A 22,479-nucleotide genomic window follows, 5' to 3' on the forward strand; every position below is an offset into this window, starting at 1 on the left:
ATTTCAGCAAAGTTTTGGTCAAGTTGCGGCCACGGTGGATCGACATTCCCGGGACATCTTCAATTACTTTGATTCACCGATCACCAACGGCTATGCCGAAGCAACAAATGGTGTCATGAAAGCGGCGAACGAAATGGGACGTGGTTACAGTTTTGAAGTCATTCGGGCAAAACTGATGTTCTCGAAAGTTCCGATGCAAACTGGTAAAGTGATCTCTCATGACGGCAATGCAACCGACATACAACAACCTGCTTCAACCTGGGGTAAGCAACTATCACGCAATTATGGAAGTTTCATTCCAACCTTGGATAACTTGGCCGAGAGAGGGGAACTCGAATGATTAATTTCCAGTTTTCAGCCCTATTATGCAAATAGCCCTCAAAAAAAGGTGGGGAAGTCGATCTGTAAGCCGGGTTCTGTCTGGGACAGTCATTCCTCTAGGCCGCCAGTTACCTGACGGCTCCAGCAACCTACCCGGAAGCGGCGCGAGCCACGCCAATGCTTCCCTATTTGGTCTTGCTCCGGATGGGGTTTGACCTGCCGTCAGCGTTACCGCCTCCGCGGTGCGCTCTTACCGCACCTTTTCACCCTTGCCGTCATCCTTTCGGATGCTTGGGCGGTCTAAGTCTCTGTATCACTTTCCATGGCCTCGCGACCTCCGGCCGTTAGCCGGCATCCTGCTCTGTGGAGCCCGGACTTTCCTCCCCGGGATGAATCCCGCGGCGACTGTCCAATCCACTTCCCCGCTTCATTCTACCAGAGGGAAGCACCTGCCAGTCCAGAATTTCTCCCGCCCCCAGAGGAACCAGGGTTTGGTCTTCGACGTCCTGAAGGAGCGGTACCGTCCAGGGTTGACGGATCAGGGTCACTGTTTCGGAGTTACGGGGAACACGGTAAAAATCGGCCCCGAAATGACTGGCGAAGCCTTCCAGTTTGTCCAATGCCCCCAGAGCCTCGAACACCTGCGCATAGAAAGGCAATGCCACTGGCGCGCTGTAAATGCCGGCACAGCCGCAAGCCGTTTCCTTGCTCTGCCGGGCATGAGGTGCGCTGTCGGTGCCCAGAAAGAACCGGGGATGTCCCTTGGCCACGATGGCGCATAATGCCTGGCGGTGTTCTTCCCGCTTGAGTACCGGCAGGCAGTAGTAATGGGGCCGAATTCCGCCCTGAAAGAGCGCATTCCGGTTATAGAGCAAATGCTGGGGGGTCACCGTTGCCGCCACTCTCTCGCCCGCCTGTCGGACAAAATCCACGGCAGCTCCCGTGGTGATGTGCTCGAAAACCACGCGCAGATCCGGAAAACGTTCCAGCAGGGGGATCAACTCACGCTCGATGAATACCGCCTCACGATCAAACACATCCACATCGGGGTCGGTCACTTCGCCGTGGACCTGCAGTGGCATCCCCGTCTCTGCCAACGCCTTCAATACCCCTTCACAGCGCATCAGGTTGCGCACACCCGCGTCCGAATGCGTGGTGGCTCCCTGCGGATAGTACTTGAAACCCACCACGAACCCGCAGGCCTGCGCAGCTTCCACTTCATCCGGAGTGGTCGACTCCGTCAGATACAGGGAAAGCAACGGGGTACACCCCGAACCCTCCGGCAAAGCCGCCAGGATGCGTTCGCGGTAAGCGCGCGCCTGCCCCACCGTCGTCACTGGAGGCTTGAGGTTGGGCATGGCCATGATGCGCCCAAATACCCGCGCCGAGGGCGGAACCACCGCACGCAATGTCGCTCCATCGCGCAGATGCAGATGCCAGTCGTCGGGCCGGGTCAGAGTCAACGTTTCCGGCTTCATTCTACCGTCACGCTCTTGGCCAGATTTCGGGGTTTATCCACATCGGCCCCGCGCAGGCACGCGGTATGGTAGGCCAGCAATTGCAGGGGAACCACGTGGACCACCGGACTCAGGACCCCTTCATGGTCTGGAAGCCGGATCACATGAATCCCCTCGGAGGGGGGGAAATGGCTGTCATTGTCTGCCAGAACGTACAATTCCCCCCCTCGAGCGCGCACCTCCTGCAGATTGGACTTGAGTTTCTCGAGCAAGTCATCGTTGGGCGCCACGGCCACCACCGGCATTTCTCCATCCACCAGGGCCAACGGTCCATGCTTGAGTTCTCCCGCCGCGTAGGCTTCGGCATGGATATAGGAAATTTCCTTGAGTTTGAGTGCGCCTTCCAGGGCTATGGGGTAATGGGCCCCACGGCCCAGAAAGAGAGCATGCTGTTTGCGACAGAAGCGTTCGGCCCAGAGCCGCAACTGGGGTTCCAGATTCAGCACATGCTGCACTTTGTTGGGCAAGCGTCGCAAGGCGTCCAGATACGCCGCCTCAGCCTCTTCGGTCAATACCTGACGCACCTTGGCCAGGGTCACCGCGAGCGCAAAAAGCGCCACCAGTTGTGTCGTGAAGGCTTTGGTGGAAGCCACCCCGATTTCCATCCCGGCACGGGTCAGGAACGACAACGTCGACTGGCGTACCAACGAACTTTCCGGCACGTTGCAAATGGCCAGGGAATGGTTCATTCCAAGAGACTGGGCGTGTTTCAGGGCTGCCAGGGTATCCGCCGTTTCTCCCGACTGGGAAATGGTGATCACCAGGGTCGCCGGATCGGGCACTGAGGTCCGGTAGCGATACTCGCTGGCGATTTCCGCCCGACAGGGCATGCGCGCAATGGCCTCCACCCAGTAACCAGTCACCAGGGCGGCATGGTAACTGGTGCCGCAGGCCAGTAACAGGACATTCCGGACACCGGAAAAACAGGCCTGGGCGCCCGCGCCAAAGAGATCGGGCGTGAAGCCCCGAGCCAGAATCGGCTCCAGCGTGTCCGTCAGGGCGCGGGGTTGTTCCGCAATCTCCTTTTGCATGTAGTGATCGTAAAGACCCAATTCGGCAGTTTCAGGCGAAAGATGGCTGATGCGTTCCTGACGATTCAGCGGTTCTCCCTGCAGAGTCATCACGCGATAACCGGCGGGAGTGATCTCCACCACATCTCCGTCCTCCAGATAGAGCATGCGCCGGGTATGAGCGATCAAGGCCGCAGCATCGGAGGCAAGAAAAGTTTCTCCCTCGCCGAGACCGAGCAAAAGAGGGCTTCCCTTGCGCGCGGCCAGCAAGAGATCGGGGTGCCTGCGAGAAATCAGGGCAATGGAATAGGCCCCTTCCAGTTGCCCGAGGGCGGCACGGAAAGCCTGTCCAAGGTCGGGCTCTTGGCGCGCATGAAAATGCACCAGGTGTGCGATCACTTCCGTATCGGTATCGGACTCGAAAACATAACCTTGCGCCTGCAGAAATTGGCGCAGAAGTTCGTGGTTCTCTATGATGCCGTTATGCACGACCACCATCTCGTCGCAACTTTGGTGGGGATGGGCATTCCGGACGCTGGGAACGCCGTGAGTGGCCCAGCGGGTGTGGGCAATGCCCAGAGTACCTGCCAGCCCCGTCGCCGCCACCTCCCGCGCCAACTCGCTGACCCGGCCCGTACTGCGCACGCGCGTCAATTGGCCCGAATCCAGCACCGCCACGCCCGCTGAATCATAGCCTCGATATTCCAGGCGGTTGAGTCCATCGATCAGTATCGGTACGACGTCCCGATGCGCCAGCGCGCCCACGATGCCACACATAACCCTTCTCCCGTTTTAACGAATCCAGGGCATTATGGGTGCATCGCGCCACGCTGGCAACTGCCCCCTTCCCTGAAATCAGGCGGTGATGTCGGAACTGAGCGAATGGCGCACGGATTCCTCCAGGACAAAACGAATCACCGGGTACTCGGGGTGATTCACGCCCACCGTCAACGCGGCCCCACGGCGTACCGCCTCGCGCTGGGAAGGGGAAAGGGTATAACGCAGAAAATGAACCGCCGAAGTTTTTTCTGCGGTTTCTCGCGCCATGTCTTCATCCGCCACAGGGAACACCGGTTCGAACCCCTCCACCTGCAGCCAAAGGGCTCGTTCGATCCCCTTGAGACGTTCCAACATGCGCTTTCGTACCGGGACTTCGGCATATTCGATCAGCAGGGTAGCCTTCCAGTTATCGCCATCAGGAATCAGGGGAACGTAGGACGCCAGTTCCTCCTGGATGGCTCCGGGTTCAAAAATCTTTTCGATGCGCAGCATCTCCTGTATCTGGTACTGAACCGTCAGACGATCTTCAAACAACAGGGTCAAATGTTTCCCCACATGGACGGTCCGCTGTTTCTTGTGGGCCATGACCCTTGCCCGAAACTCCGGACGCTGTTGGGCGTAGGCTTCCAGCGACCATAAATCGGCACGGGTCAGCGACATGTCATTCCTCCGGTAATCCGTAAGCACGGCGCAGTAATGTCAGGGGATGCGCCTGTGCCACCGGCTCGCCCATCCCCTGGACGATATGACGGGTCGCAATGGGACAATCCGAAACCACCACATCCGGTTCGGCTTCTTTCATGCGGTTGAAGACCGGTTTGCCGATTTTCATGGAGTCCTCGAAAAACTCCACTTTGACGCCCCAGGTCCCATCATGGCCGGAGCAACGTTCCACCGTCGTCACCGTAGTCCCCGGAATCATCTGCAGGAGGTCACGGGTACGCAGCCCGATATTCTGCACCCGCAAGTGACAGGGCACATGGTAGGACACCCGCCCCAACTCCCGGAAATAATCCGTCTTCCACAATCCTTCCCCATGACGGGCCATGAAATATTCGAAGGGATCAAAAAAAGCCCGGGCCACCCGTGCCACCGCTTCATCCTCCGGAAACAGCAGGGGCAATTCCTGCTTGAACATCAGCACGCAGGAAGGAACGGGCGCCAGCAGGGCATAACCGGCCTGTGCCAGCGCATCCAGCGCGGGAATGTTCTGATTCTTCAGAACTTCGACCCCGTCCAGATCGCCTAACTCGAGACGAGGCATTCCGCAACACTTTTCCTGCGCCACCCAGCGGACAGGAATCTCGTTGTGCTCGAGAACCTTCAGCAGGTCCAGACCAATTCCCGGTTCATTGAAATTGGCGTAACAGGTGGCGAACAACGCCACTTTTCCCGGTGTGTGTACGCCCGGGCGAGGCGTGAAACCTTGGTTGGGAACGACCCGCCGGCGCAACGGTGGGGAAGCATAGACAGGCAAAAGTCGGTCCCGGTGAATCCCCAGGGTGTGATGCATCACCGTCCGGGTGAAACCGGGTCGGTTGACTGCATTCACCACATCCACCACGATGGGGATCGTCGCCAGTTTGCCCAGGGTATCCGTACTGGCCAACAGTTTGTCGCGCCACCTGGTTTTGCCTGCGCGGAACTGAATGGCCTTGGCCCGCAACATGGTATGAGGAAAATCCAGATTGAAGGGGTGGGGGGGCGTGTAGGGACACTTGGTCATGTAGCACAGGTCACAGAGATAACAGTGATCCACCACATCCCACAAGACTTTATTGGCAACCTCCTCGACCTTCCCCGAAGGCGTAGCGTCCACGGCATCGAACAGTGACGGGAACGCCTGACATAAACTGAAGCAGCGGCGACACCCCTGACAAATGTCGAAGATGCGCGTCATCTCCCCTTCGGCTTGCGCCCTGTCCCAGAAATCCGCACTCCTCCAGGGGATCGGATGTCGAATGGGGGCTTCCAGATTGCCTTCGCCTGTCATGGATCTTCCTTGCCGGTCAGTCCACCAGATTCTTCAATGCCTGACCGAACCGGTTGGCATGGGAACGTTCCGCCTTGGCCAGCGTTTCAAACCAGTCGGCGATTTCGTCGAATCCTTCCTCTCTGGCCACTTTGGCCATGCCGGGGTACATGTCTGTGTACTCGTGGGTTTCCCCTTCGATGGCGGCTTTCAAATTCTGGCGACTGGAGCCGATGGGCAATCCTGTGGCGGGATCCCCCACCACCTCCAGATACTCCAGATGACCGTGGGCATGCCCCGTCTCGCCTTCGGCCGTGGAACGAAAAACGGCCGCGACATCATTTTGCCCTTCAATGTCAGCCTTGGCCGCAAAATACAGATAGCGCCGATTGGCCTGGGATTCTCCGGAAAAAGCCGCCTTCAGATTTTCATGGGTTTGGGTGCCTGCCAGTTTCATGGTCTTGCTCCTTTGGTGAAAATTAAAAATTAGAATTAATCTAAACCTTCGAAAACTATAGGACAGTACAGAACGCTTGTCAATCCTCTCAGGTCAATTCGAGCAATGAAGCCAGTTCCTCGAGGGCGGCCTGATACACTGCGCGCTTGAACTCCACCACGTTCTCCATGGGAATCCAGTAGGTACTCCAGCACCAGTCATCGAATTCGGGCTGATCCGAGGTCGCCAGGGAAACATCCGAATCGCTGCCCACCATGCGCAACAAAAACCAGATTTGTTTCTGGCCCCGGTAATGACTCCGCCAGTCTCGCCGCAACCATTGGGTGGGGACGTCGTAACGCAACCAGTCCCGGGTACGCCCCAGAATCCGGACATGCTGGGGCAACAGCCCCGTTTCTTCGGCCAACTCCCGATACATGGCCTGTTCGGGTGTTTCCCCGGCCTGAATCCCGCCCTGAGGGAATTGCCAGGCTTGCTGACGTACCCGTTTGGCCCAGAAAACCTGATTGTATTCATTGCATAGAATAATTCCGACATTGGGTCGGTAACCTTCCCGATCGATCATACATCCCCCAACTGGCAAATCTCAAAGCGCTATTCTATCAGGGGATGCCCAGCCATTTATGGGTCTGCAGGGAAAGTTGCCAACGCGGATGTGAACGACAGTAAGACAACGCAGCCTGTTCATGGCGACGATCCCCCCCTTCATCCAGCGGTTGCAGCAGAAAATGACGGAAATCCAGCATCACGAACCGTTCCGGCGGGCAATCTGTCTGGGGGTACACCAATTTCAACTCATCCCCCGCAAGCACTTGCAAGAGCTCTTTGCCCTTGGGACTGACACAGATCCAGTCGATCCCCGAGGGGGGCAGCACCGTTCCGTTGGTTTCCACAGCCACCCCGAACCCCCGTTCATGCAGCGCTCCTATCAAACCTTCATCCACCTGCAACAAAGGTTCTCCGCCCGTCAATACCACCCAGCGCCGGGTTCTGTCCTCCACCACCACTCCATCCTTCCAGCAGCCTTCGATCGCATCCGCCAAGGCCGGGGCAGAATCAAACTTGCCCCCGCCTGCGCCATCCGTCCCCAAAAAATCCGTGTCGCAAAAACGGCAACGTGACTGTGCACGATCCTCCCTGCGACCACTCCACAAATTACAACCGGCAAAACGGCAAAAAACGGCCGAACGCCCGGTATGGCAACCTTCCCCCTGAAGAGTCAGAAAGATCTCCTTGACAGTGTACGTCATGGCTTATCGAAGGGGGCCGAAAACAGGCAAAGTCCAGACCTTTCCCGAACCGGGGGTATCATACAGATCCAGTCGGTCCAGGGCGGGCAGCAGGGGGCGGGTGCGTGCCACGATCCAGTCGAGCAAAGCCAGGGTGGTTCCTGCCGGGACCTTGTCATGCAGCGGTTGGTGATCCAGTTCACGGTACAGGGGGTCGAACAGACGTTTGACCTCGCCAAAATCCTGGGTCCAGCCCATCATTTCATCCAGAGGGGCAGAAAGCCCCAGGCGCAGGCGATAGGTATGCCCCCACAACACCCCCTCGGGGGAACGCAGGGCGCTGTCGAAACTTTGTTCTTTCCAGATGCGGTAACGGGTGCCATCAAAAGAACTTCCACTGGAAGCGGTTTCATACACCGTGACCTGGGTCAGTACCTGCCCCCCCTCTTGCAAGCGGGACCAGATCCAGCTGGCCAGAATTTCAGAGGTGGGAATGTCCAGACCGCCCAGTTCATTCAGACACCGTCCATGCAAACGGGCATGCAACTTCTCCCATTGGGCTCTCAGTGGCAAGGACTGACCTTCCTCCCAGGGAAAAAACAACACGACCTCGAATCCGTGTCCGTGCAGACGCCCGCATTTATGTCCGGCGGGCACATTGGGCAGAAAATGTGCCGACTCGAAACGATCACGCATCCACCCATGCAACCGTCCTGCCGCATCGCGCACCACCCCCTGCCGGGGGCCTGAGGCCAGACATCCGTGACTGCCCGGAGCCAGATCCAGATGCTTTTCGATCCAATTCCAGATCTCCGCGTCATGCCGTTGGGAGAAAAGCAAATCGAGGTCCTGATAATCCAATCGCTCCACCACGTTGCCGAGCCGGTCACCCAATCGCCCGGTTTGGTTCTCATCACGCAGCGGATGGCATACCTCCACCTGGAAACTATGGCCGTGACGACCTCGCAAACGCGGGTCCGCCGCCCCGGGTACCTGTCGGGAAGCCTCGAAACCACGAGCCTGCCAATCATGGCGTTCTCCTGCAGATTCGGTCGCCCCAACCTTCATGCCGTGATCCCCGAGTAGCGCACCACCAGAGGATCCGTCACCCCCACCTGGGCAAACCCGCGCGCCCGCAGCAGACAGGCATCGCAATGTCCGCAAGGTTGCCCCACCGGCCCCGGATCATAACAACTGGTGGTCAGACCATAGTCCACGCCCAGGGCCAGGCCCTGCCGAATGATGTCGGCCTTGGTCAGATTCAGGAGCGGCGCATGGAGAGTCAGCGGGGCTCCTTCGACCGCCCGACGAGTCGCCAGATTGGCCATCCGTTCAAAGGCGCTCAGATATTCCGGACGACAGTCCGGGTAACCACTGTAGTCCAGCGCATTGACCCCGATGAACAGGTCCGACACCCCGAGCACCTCGGCCCACGCCAGCGCAAAGGACAGGAAAATGGTATTTCGGGCAGGCACATAGGTCACCGGAATGGCATGCGCCTGATCGAGGTCGCGATCCTTGGGGACCGCCTGTGTGCTCGTCAGGGCCGACCCCCCGATCGCACGCAGGTCGATATTGACCACTGAATGCTCGATCACCCCTGGTTGAAGGGCGAGACGCCGGGCGCACGCCAGTTCATGCACGTGACGTTGACCGTAGGCAAAACTCATGGCGTACACCCCAAAGTTCTGTTGGCGCGCCATCGCCAGTACGGTAGCCGAATCCAGACCCCCGCTCAACAGAATGACGGCGTTTCGCTCTGACATCAGACGAACGCCCGCACCGCTTCGGCCAGACAGGTCTTTCCCTTGCCCGAACGCTTGGCCTGATACATGGCCCGGTCTGCCACCAGCAGCAACTCATTGGTGGTCGTGCCATGCAGCGGGAACAATGCCGCTCCCACGCTGGCCCCCAAACGACAAATCTGCCGATTCAGAAGCATGGGTTGAGAAATCGCTTCGATCAAGTGGGCTCCCAACTTCAAGGACTCTTCCTCGGCCAGGGCGGCCGTGGAGAGAACCACAAATTCATCGCCCCCGAGACGGGCCACAAATCCTGTTTTACCGACCACCTCCCGCAAACGCCCGGCCACGATCACCAGCGCCTGATCTCCCGCCTCGTGGTGCAGGGTATCGTTGATCGGCTTGAACCCATCCAGGTCCAGAAAAAACAGGCTGTACCTCCGGCCCTGCCCGTGCAGACGTCCGTGAACATCGTGAAAATGGGGACGGTTGGGCAAACCGGTCAGGGAGTCGTGCAATGCCAGAAAATCGATGCGTTGGCGCGCCGCTTCTTCTTCCGAGACATCCCGAACCATACCGATGATCAGGTTACCTTGCTGACGTTTCACTTCCGTCAAAGCCACCCTCATGGGAAAAACCTCTCCCGACATCCGCAAGCCCAGAACCCGTTCGTTCTGCACGCCCTGTGCCGTGGAGATCCCTCCCCATTGATGGGGTATGCTTCCCCCTCCTTCTGGAATCAGACGAGACACCTTTTCCCCCACCATATGAGTCGCAGGATACCCAAAGATCTTTTCTGCCGACTTGTTATAACTTTGCACCACACCTGCCTCATCGGTGGTAATGATGGCTTCGAAGGCATTGTCCAGAATGGCAAAAAGACTGTCCTGCAAGGTGGCGATACGCTGCATGCAGCGCATGCGCGCCTCCAGCACTTCGAACACCACGGGCTTGATGAGATAATCGTCGGCGCCGGCATCCAGAGTGGACACGATTTCTTCCTTGGCCGACAGGGAGGTCATGATCATCACCGGAACCCAGCGCGCCCCTGTCATGGCCTTGATCCGTCGGGTGGCCTCTACCCCATCCATTTCAGGCATGATCACATCCATCAGCACCAGATCGGGCACCCGCGCCTGGTAGGCCTCGACGGCCAGGCGACCATTCTGGACATAGGTCACTTCGTGACCCTGCTGTTCCATGAATCGCTGAATCGGCAGCGATGTCGCGCGCGAATCATCGACAAGGAGAACGTGCATGCTGGTTCACTCCTGAGTGCACACCGTGGAAGTATCTGGTATTGTAAAACATTCCTTGCTCTCTCAACCAGTTTTCGGGTAGTCCTACCACTCAAGCAACTGGAGTGCACAGAATCGACGCAGGGGCCTGCCTATCCGATACGTGCGGCCTCGACCACCGTCCGATCGAGCAATTCCAAGCATCGATCCAGGGTTTGTGTCACACAATCGTCGGAAAGCGTTTCCAACCAGGGGATCAGGAGACGTGCGCCCAGACAGAGACGCAGAGCCCAACGCTCAGGCCCCTGACTGCCCCCCCCGCCCAGCCGCACCGGTTGACCCCAACGTCCCCGCACGCCGGCTCCGGCCTGTGGCAAGCGCCGATAAAGTACCTCCAGAGCCCCCCGTTCCAGGAGATGTCCTGTCGGCCCGCGAAGTTCGAAGGGAAAGATGGTGGGGCGCACATCCCACAAATCCGGGTCACTACCCCGCTCCAGCCCCGGCATGGATTCCAGGGTCAGCGCAGGCCAACCTTCGACCTGTTGTTCCAACGCCGCCTGAAAGCGTGCCAGATATCTGCCCAGCTCCTCCTTTGGAACGACATGCCAGCGTTTCATTTCCGTCAAGGCCGAAACCCAGCGCAGCAGGGCACCCAGCCCCAGAACCGGCCCGTCCCACCCAACGTCCTGATAACAGGCACGGGGATACAACAATGCCCCCGAGAAGGGGGGGCCTCCGACAAATTTCGACCCGGTGATGGCCACCGGCCAACCCCAGTCCAGATAATCCTTCACCCTCGACCAGGCAACGCGTAACTGGCAGGCATCCACCAACACATGAAGTTGCTCCGGGTAACGGGCAACCATCTCCCGGGTGCGGTCCACGCCCGGAACCACCTGCCCCGTCTTGGTTCCATCCGTCAGCACCAGCAGGACCTGCCTGCCCGATTTCAGCCAGTGAACCGCCTGCGTCCAGCACAGGTCATCCCGCAGCGCGGCAGGAATCAGGTCCCCGCCCTCTGTACGAACCGGCAGGGAGATGACCTCGGCCATCGTACAACCCAGGGCATCCCGCAGCGCTTCGGGGACCCGGCTCCCGGTCTCGCTGCCCTGACACAGGATCAGAACGGGATTTTTCATCTGTCCCAGCACATGTCGCCCCCCCCGGCTCAACGCATTGCTTCCCGAGGAGTACAGGTTCGCCCCATAGTGAACCGCATCGAGCCCCATGACCTGTAACAATTCCCGAGCCAGGTTTTCCTGAATCGGGCGCCGATCCGGGTTCTCTGCCACCATGGGCGCCCATTGTCTCAAAACCTGAAAACTCGCCTGCGACACGGCAGAAGCCGTGGCCGAACCCCATTCCCCTACCTCTTCCTGGGGAAAAGGGGGGACCCCGTAAGCGTTGACGCCCGTCTCCGGGTCGAGGTGCAGACGCAGATCAGCATCTTCTGCCAACCAATGCGCAATGCGCTGGTCGGTGAACTGCCTATTTCTCAAACCGAAACGGCACTCGACAAGCCTGGGGAAGCATGCCGGGCGTCCTCGAGCATCTGGCGAAAGGCCTGGAATACTTTCTGTATGGCCGGCCGCTTGTAGGGAAAGAGTTCCACGGGATCCATGCCGTGGACCACGGCACTGCTGTCCGCTTCAAAAATCAGCAATCGTCCATCCTGCAATTCGGCACAATCCAGTACCACGTAGTCCAGACCCAGCGCACGGTTCACCAGAGCCAGGGAGTTGGCCTGACGTCGGGCAAAACCGGATTCAAAGCATTCCATGAAGTGCGCCTCTTCTGCCCGTTTTTGTGCGGAATCCTCCATCCCTCCATTCAGGTAATGAATCATCCAATGGTCGGAAATGGCCAGATGACTGGCAAATGGGACCCCTTTTACCAACGCAATCCGGTATTTCCGGAACAGACCATCCGAACTTCTGTAATCCACGAAGGGAGAAACAAAAAATACGTCCGCCTCATTCTGGACCAGGTAATCCTGCCAGCCTTCCCTCCCGTCGATCTTCATGAGTCCCGTGCCCGCGTGAGAATCGATGGGGCGTACGATCACCGGATAGTCCCATGCCCTTTCCCGTTCGAAGGCATGCTCTTCCCGCGCCCAAACCTCCAGCGTCCCTCTCTCGACCCGTTGCGCCATGGGCGCCACAACCCCCGGCATCCCCGCCAGGGTCAGAGCCACCCCATCCCGCGTCAGTCCGGCGATCCGCGCCGGATGATTGAGTATGGGTCGGGGCCAATGCACCAGGGCCTGCGCCAAGGCGTGAAGCAAGGGAAGCGTCTGTTCGGATTCCCCCACGGCCACCATGGCCACGTCGTGTTCCGGGATCTGCGAAGGGAAAAGCAGTTCAGGAGAAATGAATAACTGATGTAACTCGATGTCCGAATCCTCCACCAGGAATTCCAGTGGCGTATTGGCATTCAACTCTCCGGGGACCATCAAGGCCAATAAACGCAGGGCAGGGGCCCGGGCAGCGGGCAATACATAGGTCTGCCGCTGGCGCAACGCCTGCATCTGCACGTCCCGCGCCATTTCGTGGAATCCCCGCAGATGCAGGAGAATGGACAGATCCAGCAAAACTTCCGGCCCACCTTCATGAGTCGGACGAGAGGCGCGCTGAATCAGGTCTTGCCCCAGCGCGGTCAGGTCTTCCCCATGATAGGTGCGCGTCATCAACTGTGCCAAACCATGATACGTGACTGGACTCATGACGATTGGATTCTCCCTGTTGAAAAACGTTGTCCCAAATGAAGCACGGCACAGATCAGGGCTTCCAGATCCCGCGCCCGGGTTCGATGGTTCACCAGTGCCACCCGCAGGACGCGCTGCCCACGCACCAGAGTTGTCGAAGGAACGGCGATCCCGGACTCCTGAAGGGCGATGGCAATTTGTGCGTTCAATGCGTCCACTCGTGCGGATTCCGCACGATATCGGAAGCAGACGATATTAAGGGTGACGGGGGCCATCAACTCGAGGGAGGCTTCCCTGTTCACCCTGTCTGCCATGAAACGGGCCAGTGCACAGGTGTGGGCCATCATCGCACCCAACCGCTCGGTGCCGTATCGACGCACGGTCATCCAGGTCTTGAGCGCGCGGAACCCGCGCGACAGATCCGGGCCCAGATCGCTGGGCCAATCCTCTCCCGCAGCCGTTCCCCGTTCTTCACGAGCCAGATAACGGGCGGGAGAAGAAAAAGTCCGACGTTGCAACGAACCCTCGCGGATCAAAAGAAACCCGGCATCATAGGGTACCTGCCCCCACTTGTGAAAATCGAAAGCCAGGGAATCCGCCTGCTCGATCCCCTGGAACAGGGGGGCTAGTTCGACACTCCAGCAGCCCAGCGCACCCAACGCCCCATCCACATGAAACCACAGAGACTCTGTCCGGCACAGGGCAGCAAGGGCTGCCAGGTCATCGATCGCCCCGGTATCCACGGTGCCGGCCGATCCCACCACCATGAAGGGGGTCAAACCTGCCTGACGGTCTTTCCCGATTTGAACCTGGAGCGCTGAAACATCCATCCGACCGGATTCATCCAGGTCGACCAGATGCAGGGATTTTTTCCCCAACCCACTCAGATCCAGTGCCTTGTGCAGGCAACCATGCACCGTAGGTGCCGCGTAGACCGTCAGGGTATGCGCCCCCACTCCCTCCTGACGCACCTTTTCACCCCACAGGGCGACTCGTGCCACCCACAGCGCCATCAGGGTGCCCTGAGAGGTTCCCGTGGTAAATATCCCCTGGGCCGTCTCAGGAAAGCGAAACCAGGTCCGCGCCCAGCGCAGGATTTGTTGTTCCACCGCCACGGGAATCTGGTCACGTCCGCCCAGATTGGCATTCAATCCCCCTGCCAGCATTTCGGCCAACAGGCCCGCAACCGTCCCGCCCCCATGGACCCAACCCATGAACCCGGGGTGTGCGTTCCCTACCGCATAGGGGAGGATATCCCTCATGAACCGTTGATGGATCTCCTTCAGAGGCTGCCCCGCACCGGGTGAATCCTCCTGGAAAGAATGGCGCACCGCAGCCGGAATGGGCTGCCATACCGGCCGTTCCGGCAGATTCCGCAGGTAGTCGAGAAGGTCATCGAGCATGGCATGAGCCTGGTGCCGTTCACTTTCCCAGTCCTCGGGATCCAGGCTTGACAGGGAGGATTCCGTCATAACGACCGGCGAAATCTTTCCGTTTCATGCGGGACCACCCAGCGCCGTACGTCCAGGGGCGTCATGCGCAACAGTTGGCCAATCTCGTTGTAATCGTCAGGCAAGGCCGCATCATCCCACCCGTTATCGGAATGACGGGCCAGATTGACCGCCAGGGTCACATTGCGCACCCTGGATGAGGTCGCATGCGCATCTTCCATCAGCATGATCAGCAGGTGAGGCAGTCCCCACCGGATCACCAGTTCATGCTGCAACGCACGCACGGTGAATCCCAGCACTTCCTCCTGGACATCCTGACTGCGCAAGGTGTTATCCATCTGCTGGGCCTCGCGAATTTTGAGCAACTGAAGGGGCGCAAAGACCCACAGCAACATTTCCGCCAGATCGTGCAGCAATGCGGCCATATATACCTCACCAAAGCGTCGGTCGTTGAGACGGATGGCCCACTCCCGCGCATAATCTGCCGCCCGTTCGGCGCGCCTTCCCACGCGCTGCAGATTGGTCAGCGCTGCGGGATGCTCGCTCAATCGATCCTCGACGACCCCCAATCCCCCCATGACCTTTTGGTAAAAGGCGTCCAGACCCAGCACCAGGAGCGCCTGTTCCACCTCGATGATCTCGGTTTCCTGATGGCGGGACCGATGATTCTGAAGATAGCGCAACACATGGGCCGTCAGGATGGGATCGCGCAATACGACGCGCGCCACGGTCAGTACCGAAAGTTGCTCCTCGTCGAGGCGCAGCATCTCCAGATCTGCCAGGCTGTTCCGGAATACGGGCAGAGTGGCAGTTTCCAGAAAAGAGACCCACTGGGATAATGTTCTGAATTCCTCGGTCATTTTCGTACCCTCCGAACCGTGTCGCAGACGCAAACCCTCAAGACCTTTCAAACCACGCCATACTATCCGAAAATATTCGCCGTCACGAACGGCGCACGAAAAACACGGGCACAGCTCATCCTTTCGATCAGTTTCCCGGATTCACGAGAACCGTGCCATTTTCCTGTGCAGATCCGCTGAGCATTTTTCCGGTGGCCGTACGCACCTGCACATTCTGGCCCAACGCCGCATTGTTCAGTGCCTGCCCATCCGTACTGATCTTGAAACCGTTCCCTACCACCTGGACCTGAACCGTCTGCCCTTGCTGGACGGCATAGGCTTCACGCATCATGTCTGCCCTCAACACCTGTCCTGCGTTCAGTCCCTGGCGCAACACCTTGCCCGCCAAGGGAGTCTGTCGGGTCACCACCCCCGAATGATCCAGGACCCCATGCCGGATGTCAAAATCCGTCTCGTTCAAGGGGGTATCCCGCATCAGCGGGTGACGAGCCACATAATAATCGGCGGTCAGCGTCACGCGCACGGGAATCATCCGACTCCACACACTGCCATCGGTTTCATCGGCACAACGCACAGCCACCATGAAACGTCCCTCCGGCCGTACTCCGGGTGGAAGAGAGACCTGAGGAGAAAGGCAGCGTTCCGGCCATTGGCCGTAGGCGGGATGTTCCACCACCACGGAAAGTTCCCCCTGATCTCCCGCCCACTGACCTTCGACAAAGTGCCGTATGGCCACCACCAGTGCTTCCCCGGCGTCTGCCCAGCCCTGCCCGGTCACCAGAACGAGGCTCAGCAACCCCATCCTCACCCATTTTGCCATCGCGCCTCCCGCCCTTGAAACCATGAAAAAGGGGCATAACCTCCTTTTAATCTCCCCTTGACCGATATTCCCGAAGGAATACCATGATCACTGGAAATCCTTGGCATATTATGGGACAGGAAACTCGTGATGGCTACCGCCCTCGACCGCACGTTGCAATTTCAGCAAAGCGCCCTGCACGTACAGGAAGCGCGCCAGGAGTTGATCGCATCGAACATTGCCAATGCGGATACCCCCGGTTACCTTGCCCGTGACATCGATTTCCGGGAAGCGCTGGCCACCGCCCTGCAGCAGGGAAAGTCCCCACCTCTGTCCCTGAACACACCTTCCTCCGCTCATCTGGGGACCAGCGCAGGAGAAAACGCAGCAGGTTCGCCGCTTCTGTACCGCAGCACGATCCAGCCCAGCGCGGACGGAAACACCGTCAACCTGGATGTCGAACGCGCCCAGTATTCCGAGAGCGCCGTGCGCTACCAGGCCAGCCTCCGGTTTGGAACCCAGCAGATCCGGGATATCCTGAGCGTTCTGAATTGAGGTAGATGACCATGTCCCTCTTCGATGTCCTGAGCATTTCCAGTTCCGCGCTGACGGCCCAGTCGGAACGCCTCAATGCAGTAGCCAGCAATCTTGCCAATGCGGACAGTGCGACAGGCGCCGATGGTCAGCCCTACCACGCCAAGCAGGTCATTTTCAAGGCCATTCCCCTGAACCATCAGGGGGGCACTGCCGTACAGGTGGACCAGGTCATCAACGACCCCTCTCCCATGAAAAAAATGTATGACCCGGGCAATCCCCTGGCGGACCCTCAGGGTTTCGTCACGATGCCCAATGTCAATGTCGTGGAAGAAATGGTGAACATGATTTCCTCTTCGCGGTCTTACCAGAACAACGTGGAAGTTCTGAACACTTCGAATACGTTGTTACTCAAAACACTCACTCTTGGTCCATAGGAGCCCCGCCATGACCACCGTCAACCCCACCAGCGCACTGATCACCCAACTGAACCAATCCAACAGTTCCCTGGGAAGTTCCGGTTCGACTTCCCCCAGCCAGATCCTCGGCAACGGGCTGTCCGGCGTGACCAACACGAGCGCAACGGCCATGCAGAACAATTTCATGACCCTGCTGATCACCCAGTTACAGAACCAGAACCCCATGAACCCCATGGACAGTGGTCAGATGACTTCCCAACTGGCCCAGATCAGCACGGTCAGCGGCATCAGCCAGTTGAACAAAACCCTGACTGCGCTCAACACCAGCCTCTCCGGAAGCCAATCCATGGCTGCTGCCACCAGCCTGATCGGGCATACCGTACTGGTTCCAGGCAATACCCTCCAGCTCACGTCAGGCAGTCCCGCCAATGCGGGCGTAACGCTTCCTCAAGCCGTCAGCAACCTGACCGTGACCATCAAAGACAGTGCAGGAACCGTCCTGAATACCCTCAATCTAGGCGCCCAACCGGCGGGGGTCGTACCCATCACCTGGAACGGATTGGACAAAACCGGCGCCCAAGTCCCCTCGGGAAGTTATCAGATAGTCGCCAGCGCCACCCAGGGAGGCGCTTCCGTCACCGCCACCCCCCTTTCTTCCGGGAAGGTGAATTCGGTCACCATGGGCAGTCAGGGCGCCTCCCTGGACCTGGGCACCCTGGGTAGTTTCAACCTTTCATCCGTCGCCTACATCCAGTAACCTCATTACCTCCAAGGAGCAACCACCATGGCTTTTCAACAAGGACTCAGTGGGCTGGATGCCTCTGCCAGCCAATTGAATACGATTGGCAATAATATTGCCAACGCCAGTACGGTCGGATTCAAATCTTCCAACACCCAGTTTTCCGACCTCATCGCCTCGGCTTTCAGCAGCGCAAGCAGTGCCCCCGTCGGGATTGGAACCCAGATCTCCAGAGTTTCCCAAAGTTTCACTCAGGGCAATATTCAGTCCACAGGAAATTCCCTGGATATGGCGATCAACGGTCAGGGTTTTTTTCGCATGAACAACAACGGAAACATCACCTTCACCCGCAACGGCCAGTTTCAACTGGATAAAAACGGGTATCTGGTTGATGCCAGCGGCAGTCAGGTCACCGGGTATCCGGCCACCGCCAATGGAACCATCGTGGCGGCTACTCCGACCCCCATCCAGATCCCCACCGCCAATCTGGCCCCAACCCCCACGAGTCAAGGCACGGTAGGCGTCAATCTCGACTCCAGTTCCACGGTCCCCACCACCACCCCCTTCAACCCCACCGACCCCACGACCTTCAACAATTCGACCTCCGTCACGGTCTATGACAGTCTGGGCAACAGTCATATCGCCACCTTGTATTTCGTCCTGAAACCCCCACCAGCCACCGCTTCCTGGGATACCTATCTGACCGTCGATGGAACGTCCGTACCCGCCGTCGTCCCTCCTGCATCGCCCACCCCGATCGGCACGCTGGGCTTCAATTCCAGTGGCGCCCTGGTCAGTCCGCCCGCCGCCCCCCCCCTGCAGCTGGGACAAATCGCCGTTTCCCTGCCTTTCACCAATGGCGCGACCACGCCTCAGGCCATCACGCTGGGTTTTGCCAATTCGACCCAGTACGGTTCTCCCTTCTCCGTCAACCAGTTGGTGCAAAATGGCTACACTTCGGGACAACTCAGCGGATTTTCCACCAGTTCGACCGGAATCATCCAGGGTAATTATTCCAATGGCCAATCGAAAAATCTGGGGCAGGTCGCTCTGGCCAACTTTGCCGATCCGCAAGGTCTTCAGTCCCAGGGAAACAACCAGTGGGTGGAAACCTTCAACTCGGGATCTGCCCTGGTCGGCGCGCCGGGAAGCGGAAATCTGGGGGCCATTCAATCCGGTGCCGTGGAGGGTTCAAACGTCAATCTCACCTCTCAACTGGTCGACATGATCACGGCCCAGCGCAACTACCAGGCCAACGCGCAGACCATCAAGACCGAGGATCAGATCACACAGACCCTGATCAACCTGAGATAGGCACGGGAGACACGCCATGGACCGTCTCATCTATACTGCCATGACCGGCGCTTCCCATATCCTGGAGCGCCAGGCCACCATTTCCAACAATCTGGCCAACAACAATACGACCGGTTACCGCAGCGCCATCGACAGTTTTCGCGCCATCCCGCTCGTGGGCGAGGGGCTGCCTACCCGCACCTTCGTCGTCAACGGCTTGTCCGGCTACGATCTCACCCCCGCCACGCTCACCCATACCGGCAGAAGCCTCGATGTCGGAATCAATGGCAAGGGCTGGATTGCCGTTCTCCTGCCAGACAATACAGAGGCTTATACACGGAATGGAAACCTGCAGGTCTCCACGGACGGAATTCTGCAAACCAATACCGGCTACCCCGTCATCGATGACAATGGGGAACTGGTGGCGCGGGATCAGATCGACATCCCCCCCGACACTCAGGTGACCATCGGACCGGACGGGACCATCTCCACAGTTCCCGGCGGCATTCCACCCATGCCCAGTACGACCGTGGGCAAGTTGAGGCTGGTCGATCCCTCCGAAGACCAGTTATATCGCGGAGAAGACGGGCTGTTCCGCACCCGTGACCGCAAACCGGTTCCTCCCAGCACCACCGTCACCCTCTCGCCGGAAACCCTGGAGAGCAGTAACGTCAACGCCATTTCCGCCATGGTCGACATCATTTCCATCTCGAAACAATTTGAAATGCACATGCAAATGCTCCAGACCGCCCAATCCAACGACCAGCTCGCCACCCAGATCCTGTCCTCACTCCGCTAAGGGAGATATTCAATCATGCAACGTTCTCTATGGATTTCAAAAACCGGACTCGAGGCCCAGCAAACCCAGATGGATGTCATCTCCAACAATCTGGCCAACGTGGGAACCAACGGATTCAAGAAATCTCGGGCGGTATTCGAAGACCTGCTCTACCAGACCATCTACCAGCCCGGTGCCCAATCTTCACAGATCACCATGTACCCCTCCGGCATGCAACTCGGCACCGGGGTGCAACCTCTGGCCGCCGAACGCATCATGACTCAAGGGAATCTCCAGCAAACTGGAAACGCTCTGGATATCGCCATCAACGGGAACGGGTTCTTTCAGGTCCTGTTACCCAACGGGACCATCGCCTATACCCGAGACGGCTCCTTTCAGACCGACAATCAGGGCAATCTGGTCACTGCGGCGGGCTATCAGGTCCAACCCGCCGTCACGATCCCCCTCAATTCCACCAGCATTACCATTGGGAGTGATGGAACGGTCTCCGTCACCCAGGCCGGGATTGTCAATCCCCTCCAGGTCGGCAGTCTCCAGTTGGCCACCTTCATGAATTCCACCAACCTTCAGAGCATGGGGGGAAACCTGTATCTGGAAACCCAATCTTCCGGCACGCCCAACTTGAGCGCGCCCGGTCTGAATGGCGCAGGGACACTGAATCAGGGGTATGTCGAGACTTCCAATGTCAGCGTGGTGGAAGAACTGGTCAACATGATCGAGACCCAGCGCGCGTATGAAATCAATTCCCAGGCAGTCCAGGCCTCAGGGCAGATGCTGCAGACATTGGCGACCATGAGATAGGCCATCATGTGCCCCCGTTTCCAGAAATGCTCTGCCCTTTTCTTTCTTTTGGTCCTGGGTGGCTGCACGGCCACGCCGTCCACCCATATCACCAATCCGCTGACGGCGCGTCCGCTCGACCTGTACAAAACCATCCCCCCGGATACGGGCGGGATTTATCAGGTCGGCTATGGCCAGCACCCGCTCTTTGAAGATGTACGGGCCCGCAATCTGGGAGACACCATTCAGATCCTGCTTCAGGAAAGTTCCAATGCCACGGAAGCTGATGGCAATTCCCTGATTCATGCCGGATCCATCACCTCGACCACCCCCGCCATCGTCGGCGCGGTGACCGGCCAACACATGCTGGACGGAATTACCTCGAACAGTTCCTCCTCCAACAAGTTGACCAATACCAACAACAATAACGGCAACAACTTCCTGTCTGGTTCCATCACCGCCACCGTCATCGAAGTGCTTCCGAATGGCAACCTGAAGGTCAGTGGAGAAAAATTGGTCACCGTCAACCAAACCGATCAGTACATCCGGATTTCCGGGGTCATCAACCCGGTTTACGTCCAATACAACAACACCATTCCCTCCACCCAGGTGGCCGACGCCCAGATCGAATACAGAGGAGGCAATACCAACATCGACAGCGCTGCGATCAAAAGCATGCTCGGACACTTTTTCCTGTCCTCCGTACCGTTCTGAATACGCCATGCGCGCTCTCCTGACCTTCCTCCTGATCAACGCGTTGCTGGTTTTCTCCCTGGGCGCCGAAGCCCGGCGTATCAAGGACCTCGCCACCATCCAGGGAGTCCGGCATAACCAGTTGATCGGTTATGGGCTGGTCGTCGGTCTGGATGGGACCGGCGACATGACCATCCTGACCCCCTTCACCGTCCAGAGTTTCCTCAACATGCTGACCCGGATGGGGATCAACACCCCCCCCGCCAGTGTTCTCCAGACTATGCTCAAGAATGTGGCGGCGGTAATGGTGACTGCCGACCTGCCTCCTTTTTCCCGTCCCGGCCAAACCATCGATGTCACCGTCTCCTCCGTTGGAAACGCCAACAGCCTGCTGGGTGGGACCCTGCTGATGACGCCACTCAAGGGCGCCGATGGGCAGGTATACGCCATGGCACAGGGGAACCTGTTGGTCGGCGGCGTGGGTGGAGGAGCCAAGGGATCCAAGGTACTGGTCAATCACCAGAGCGTCGGTCTCATTCCCAGCGGAGCCACCGTCGAGCGTCTGGTCAATTCTCCCTTTTCCCAGGGGGACTACATCACGCTCGAACTGAATGAAATGGATTTCACCACCGCCACCCAAATGGCGGATATCATCAACCAACAACTGGCCTTGGGCCAGCCCATCGCCGCTGCTCTCGATGGACGAACCCTTCAGGTTCGGGCACCAGGTGGCACGGCCCGGGTTCAGTTCATGTCCCGTCTGGAAAACCTTCAGGTGGATGCGGGGGTAGAAGAAGCCAAGGTCATCATCAATGCCCGCAACGGTTCCGTGGTGATGAACCAGAACGTTACTCTGGAGGAGTGCGCCGTGGCGCACGGCAATCTCACCGTCATCATCAGCGCGCTCAACCAGGTCAGCCAGCCCAATCCGTTATCCAACGGGAATACTGTACAAACCGGGCAGGCCGCCGTCAATGTCAAGGAAGACAAGGGCGCACTGATCCTGCTCAAAAAAGGAGTTTCCCTCAACGAAGTCATCCGGGCACTGAATACCCTGGGCGCCAAACCGGAAGACCTGTTATCCATCCTTCAATCCATGAAAGCGGCGGGCGCATTGCACGCCGACCTGGAGATCATTTGAC

23 protein-coding genes, 1 other RNA gene and 1 pseudogene are annotated in these 22,479 nt (G+C 58.5%); 9 read left to right on the forward strand and 16 right to left on the reverse strand.

The genetic code is table 11. From position 1 onward, the window contains the following. A partial coding sequence (locus tag M6F29_RS12525) for a transposase (RefSeq protein ID WP_524537705.1) occupies positions 1-340 on the forward strand: 340 nt, incomplete at its 5' end. Positions 341-389: 49 nt separating this feature from the next. Here M6F29_RS12525 and rnpB read toward each other — a convergent pair. The 16 genes and pseudogenes from rnpB to flgA form a co-directional block, all read right to left on the reverse strand. After that, an RNA gene (gene rnpB, locus M6F29_RS04780) (RNase P RNA component class A) lies at positions 390-742 on the reverse strand. 25 nt (positions 743-767) lie between these two features. Next, positions 768-1,799: pseudogene (gene pyrC / locus M6F29_RS04785) on the reverse strand (dihydroorotase); the annotation flags it as partial. Continuing rightward, positions 1,796-3,625: a glutamine--fructose-6-phosphate transaminase (isomerizing) gene (glmS, locus tag M6F29_RS04790; protein ID WP_298157754.1), complete on the reverse strand. Its 1,830-nt coding sequence runs from the start codon at positions 3,623-3,625 to the stop codon at positions 1,796-1,798. The pseudogene pyrC and the gene glmS, both read right to left, overlap by 4 nt. A gap of 78 nt (positions 3,626-3,703) precedes the next feature. Further along, positions 3,704-4,288, reverse strand: coding sequence for a DUF3501 family protein (locus M6F29_RS04795; RefSeq protein ID WP_297454162.1), 585 nt, complete (start codon positions 4,286-4,288; stop codon positions 3,704-3,706). Between the two features lies 1 nt (position 4,289). Next, positions 4,290-5,621 carry a heterodisulfide reductase-related iron-sulfur binding cluster gene (locus M6F29_RS04800; RefSeq protein ID WP_298157755.1) on the reverse strand — a complete coding sequence of 444 codons (1,332 nt, stop codon included), beginning with the start codon at positions 5,619-5,621 and terminating at the stop codon, positions 4,290-4,292. Between the two features lie 16 nt (positions 5,622-5,637). Further along, a complete protein-coding gene (locus M6F29_RS04805; protein ID WP_298157756.1) occupies positions 5,638-6,057 on the reverse strand; it encodes a rubrerythrin family protein in 420 nt (139 codons plus the stop codon). A gap of 88 nt (positions 6,058-6,145) precedes the next feature. Beyond that, positions 6,146-6,622 (reverse strand): RNA pyrophosphohydrolase, encoded by a 477-nt coding sequence (locus M6F29_RS04810; RefSeq protein WP_298157757.1) that lies wholly within the window; start codon positions 6,620-6,622, stop codon positions 6,146-6,148. A 37-nt stretch (positions 6,623-6,659) separates the two neighbouring features. After that, positions 6,660-7,307: a 7-carboxy-7-deazaguanine synthase gene (gene queE, locus M6F29_RS04815; RefSeq protein ID WP_298157758.1), complete on the reverse strand. Its 648-nt coding sequence runs from the start codon at positions 7,305-7,307 to the stop codon at positions 6,660-6,662. Positions 7,308-7,310: 3 nt separating this feature from the next. Beyond that, positions 7,311-8,354, reverse strand: coding sequence for a 6-pyruvoyl trahydropterin synthase family protein (locus M6F29_RS04820; protein WP_298157759.1), 1,044 nt, complete (start codon positions 8,352-8,354; stop codon positions 7,311-7,313). Further along, complete coding sequence (gene queC / locus M6F29_RS04825) at positions 8,351-9,052, reverse strand: 7-cyano-7-deazaguanine synthase QueC (RefSeq protein ID WP_298157760.1); 702 nt, start codon at positions 9,050-9,052, stop codon at positions 8,351-8,353. Before queC ends, M6F29_RS04820 begins: the two co-directional genes overlap by 4 nt. After that, positions 9,052-10,287, reverse strand: coding sequence for a diguanylate cyclase domain-containing protein (locus M6F29_RS04830; protein WP_297497442.1), 1,236 nt, complete (start codon positions 10,285-10,287; stop codon positions 9,052-9,054). Before M6F29_RS04830 ends, queC begins: the two co-directional genes overlap by 1 nt. Before the next feature lie 131 nt (positions 10,288-10,418). Further along, positions 10,419-11,765, reverse strand: coding sequence for a hypothetical protein (locus tag M6F29_RS04835; protein WP_298157761.1), 1,347 nt, complete (start codon positions 11,763-11,765; stop codon positions 10,419-10,421). Beyond that, the gene (locus M6F29_RS04840) at positions 11,762-12,988 is read right to left on the reverse strand and encodes an ATP-grasp domain-containing protein (protein ID WP_298157762.1); all 1,227 of its coding nucleotides are present in this window, start codon (positions 12,986-12,988) and stop codon (positions 11,762-11,764) included. The genes M6F29_RS04835 and M6F29_RS04840 overlap by 4 nt, the downstream gene beginning before the upstream one ends. Further along, positions 12,985-14,442, reverse strand: a complete 1,458-nt coding sequence (locus tag M6F29_RS04845; RefSeq protein WP_298157763.1) for a pyridoxal phosphate-dependent decarboxylase family protein — start codon at positions 14,440-14,442, stop codon at positions 12,985-12,987. The genes M6F29_RS04840 and M6F29_RS04845 overlap by 4 nt, the downstream gene beginning before the upstream one ends. After that, on the reverse strand, positions 14,439-15,281 hold the full coding sequence (locus M6F29_RS04850; protein WP_297497067.1) for an HDOD domain-containing protein: 843 nt from the start codon (positions 15,279-15,281) through the stop codon (positions 14,439-14,441). Before M6F29_RS04850 ends, M6F29_RS04845 begins: the two co-directional genes overlap by 4 nt. 127 nt (positions 15,282-15,408) lie before the next feature. Next, positions 15,409-16,101: a flagellar basal body P-ring formation chaperone FlgA gene (gene flgA / locus M6F29_RS04855; protein WP_298157764.1), complete on the reverse strand. Its 693-nt coding sequence runs from the start codon at positions 16,099-16,101 to the stop codon at positions 15,409-15,411. A 129-nt stretch (positions 16,102-16,230) separates the two neighbouring features. Here flgA and flgB point away from each other — a divergent pair, with 129 nt between their 5' ends. The 8 genes from flgB to M6F29_RS04895 are packed head-to-tail and all read left to right on the forward strand — an operon-like array spanning position 16,231 to position 22,478. Then, a complete protein-coding gene (gene flgB, locus M6F29_RS04860) occupies positions 16,231-16,635 on the forward strand; it encodes a flagellar basal body rod protein FlgB (protein ID WP_298157765.1) in 405 nt (134 codons plus the stop codon). A gap of 11 nt (positions 16,636-16,646) precedes the next feature. Continuing rightward, positions 16,647-17,051, forward strand: coding sequence for a flagellar basal body rod protein FlgC (gene flgC / locus M6F29_RS04865; protein WP_297456402.1), 405 nt, complete (start codon positions 16,647-16,649; stop codon positions 17,049-17,051). Between the two features lie 10 nt (positions 17,052-17,061). After that, a complete protein-coding gene (locus M6F29_RS04870) occupies positions 17,062-17,790 on the forward strand; it encodes a flagellar hook assembly protein FlgD (RefSeq protein ID WP_298157766.1) in 729 nt (242 codons plus the stop codon). A gap of 27 nt (positions 17,791-17,817) precedes the next feature. Next, positions 17,818-19,086, forward strand: coding sequence for a flagellar hook protein FlgE (gene flgE, locus M6F29_RS04875; protein WP_298157767.1), 1,269 nt, complete (start codon positions 17,818-17,820; stop codon positions 19,084-19,086). Positions 19,087-19,102: 16 nt separating this feature from the next. Continuing rightward, positions 19,103-19,864, forward strand: a complete 762-nt coding sequence (locus M6F29_RS04880) for a flagellar basal-body rod protein FlgF (protein ID WP_297477820.1) — start codon at positions 19,103-19,105, stop codon at positions 19,862-19,864. 15 nt (positions 19,865-19,879) lie between these two features. Further along, positions 19,880-20,665, forward strand: a complete 786-nt coding sequence (gene flgG, locus M6F29_RS04885) for a flagellar basal-body rod protein FlgG (RefSeq protein WP_297456409.1) — start codon at positions 19,880-19,882, stop codon at positions 20,663-20,665. Positions 20,666-20,671: 6 nt separating this feature from the next. Further along, positions 20,672-21,358 (forward strand): flagellar basal body L-ring protein FlgH, encoded by a 687-nt coding sequence (locus tag M6F29_RS04890; protein WP_297497052.1) that lies wholly within the window; start codon positions 20,672-20,674, stop codon positions 21,356-21,358. 7 nt (positions 21,359-21,365) lie between these two features. After that, on the forward strand, positions 21,366-22,478 hold the full coding sequence (locus M6F29_RS04895) for a flagellar basal body P-ring protein FlgI (RefSeq protein WP_297497049.1): 1,113 nt from the start codon (positions 21,366-21,368) through the stop codon (positions 22,476-22,478). Position 22,479 lies beyond the last annotated feature (1 nt).

Origin of the sequence: Ferrovum sp. (assembly GCF_027317285.1) — a bacterium.
In the GTDB taxonomy this organism is placed as follows: domain Bacteria; phylum Pseudomonadota; class Gammaproteobacteria; order Burkholderiales; family Ferrovaceae; genus Ferrovum.

What these genes read in the sequence shown, in the direction of transcription:
- glmS (WP_298157754.1), bottom strand. Translation starts at nt 3,625, where the DNA reads ATGTGTGGCATCGTGGGCGCGCTGGCGCATCGGGACGTCGTACCGATA.
- M6F29_RS04795 (WP_297454162.1), bottom strand. Translation starts at nt 4,288, where the DNA reads ATGTCGCTGACCCGTGCCGATTTATGGTCGCTGGAAGCCTACGCCCAA.
- M6F29_RS04800 (WP_298157755.1), bottom strand. Translation starts at nt 5,621, where the DNA reads ATGACAGGCGAAGGCAATCTGGAAGCCCCCATTCGACATCCGATCCCC.
- M6F29_RS04805 (WP_298157756.1), bottom strand. Translation starts at nt 6,057, where the DNA reads ATGAAACTGGCAGGCACCCAAACCCATGAAAATCTGAAGGCGGCTTTT.
- M6F29_RS04810 (WP_298157757.1), bottom strand. Translation starts at nt 6,622, where the DNA reads ATGATCGATCGGGAAGGTTACCGACCCAATGTCGGAATTATTCTATGC.
- queE (WP_298157758.1), bottom strand. Translation starts at nt 7,307, where the DNA reads ATGACGTACACTGTCAAGGAGATCTTTCTGACTCTTCAGGGGGAAGGT.
- M6F29_RS04820 (WP_298157759.1), bottom strand. Translation starts at nt 8,354, where the DNA reads ATGAAGGTTGGGGCGACCGAATCTGCAGGAGAACGCCATGATTGGCAG.
- queC (WP_298157760.1), bottom strand. Translation starts at nt 9,052, where the DNA reads ATGTCAGAGCGAAACGCCGTCATTCTGTTGAGCGGGGGTCTGGATTCG.
- M6F29_RS04830 (WP_297497442.1), bottom strand. Translation starts at nt 10,287, where the DNA reads ATGCACGTTCTCCTTGTCGATGATTCGCGCGCGACATCGCTGCCGATT.
- M6F29_RS04840 (WP_298157762.1), bottom strand. Translation starts at nt 12,988, where the DNA reads ATGAGTCCAGTCACGTATCATGGTTTGGCACAGTTGATGACGCGCACC.
- M6F29_RS04845 (WP_298157763.1), bottom strand. Translation starts at nt 14,442, where the DNA reads ATGACGGAATCCTCCCTGTCAAGCCTGGATCCCGAGGACTGGGAAAGT.
- M6F29_RS04850 (WP_297497067.1), bottom strand. Translation starts at nt 15,281, where the DNA reads ATGACCGAGGAATTCAGAACATTATCCCAGTGGGTCTCTTTTCTGGAA.
- flgA (WP_298157764.1), bottom strand. Translation starts at nt 16,101, where the DNA reads ATGGCAAAATGGGTGAGGATGGGGTTGCTGAGCCTCGTTCTGGTGACC.
- flgB (WP_298157765.1), top strand. Translation starts at nt 16,231, where the DNA reads ATGGCTACCGCCCTCGACCGCACGTTGCAATTTCAGCAAAGCGCCCTG.
- flgC (WP_297456402.1), top strand. Translation starts at nt 16,647, where the DNA reads ATGTCCCTCTTCGATGTCCTGAGCATTTCCAGTTCCGCGCTGACGGCC.
- M6F29_RS04870 (WP_298157766.1), top strand. Translation starts at nt 17,062, where the DNA reads ATGACCACCGTCAACCCCACCAGCGCACTGATCACCCAACTGAACCAA.
- flgE (WP_298157767.1), top strand. Translation starts at nt 17,818, where the DNA reads ATGGCTTTTCAACAAGGACTCAGTGGGCTGGATGCCTCTGCCAGCCAA.
- M6F29_RS04880 (WP_297477820.1), top strand. Translation starts at nt 19,103, where the DNA reads ATGGACCGTCTCATCTATACTGCCATGACCGGCGCTTCCCATATCCTG.
- flgG (WP_297456409.1), top strand. Translation starts at nt 19,880, where the DNA reads ATGCAACGTTCTCTATGGATTTCAAAAACCGGACTCGAGGCCCAGCAA.
- M6F29_RS04890 (WP_297497052.1), top strand. Translation starts at nt 20,672, where the DNA reads ATGTGCCCCCGTTTCCAGAAATGCTCTGCCCTTTTCTTTCTTTTGGTC.
- M6F29_RS04895 (WP_297497049.1), top strand. Translation starts at nt 21,366, where the DNA reads ATGCGCGCTCTCCTGACCTTCCTCCTGATCAACGCGTTGCTGGTTTTC.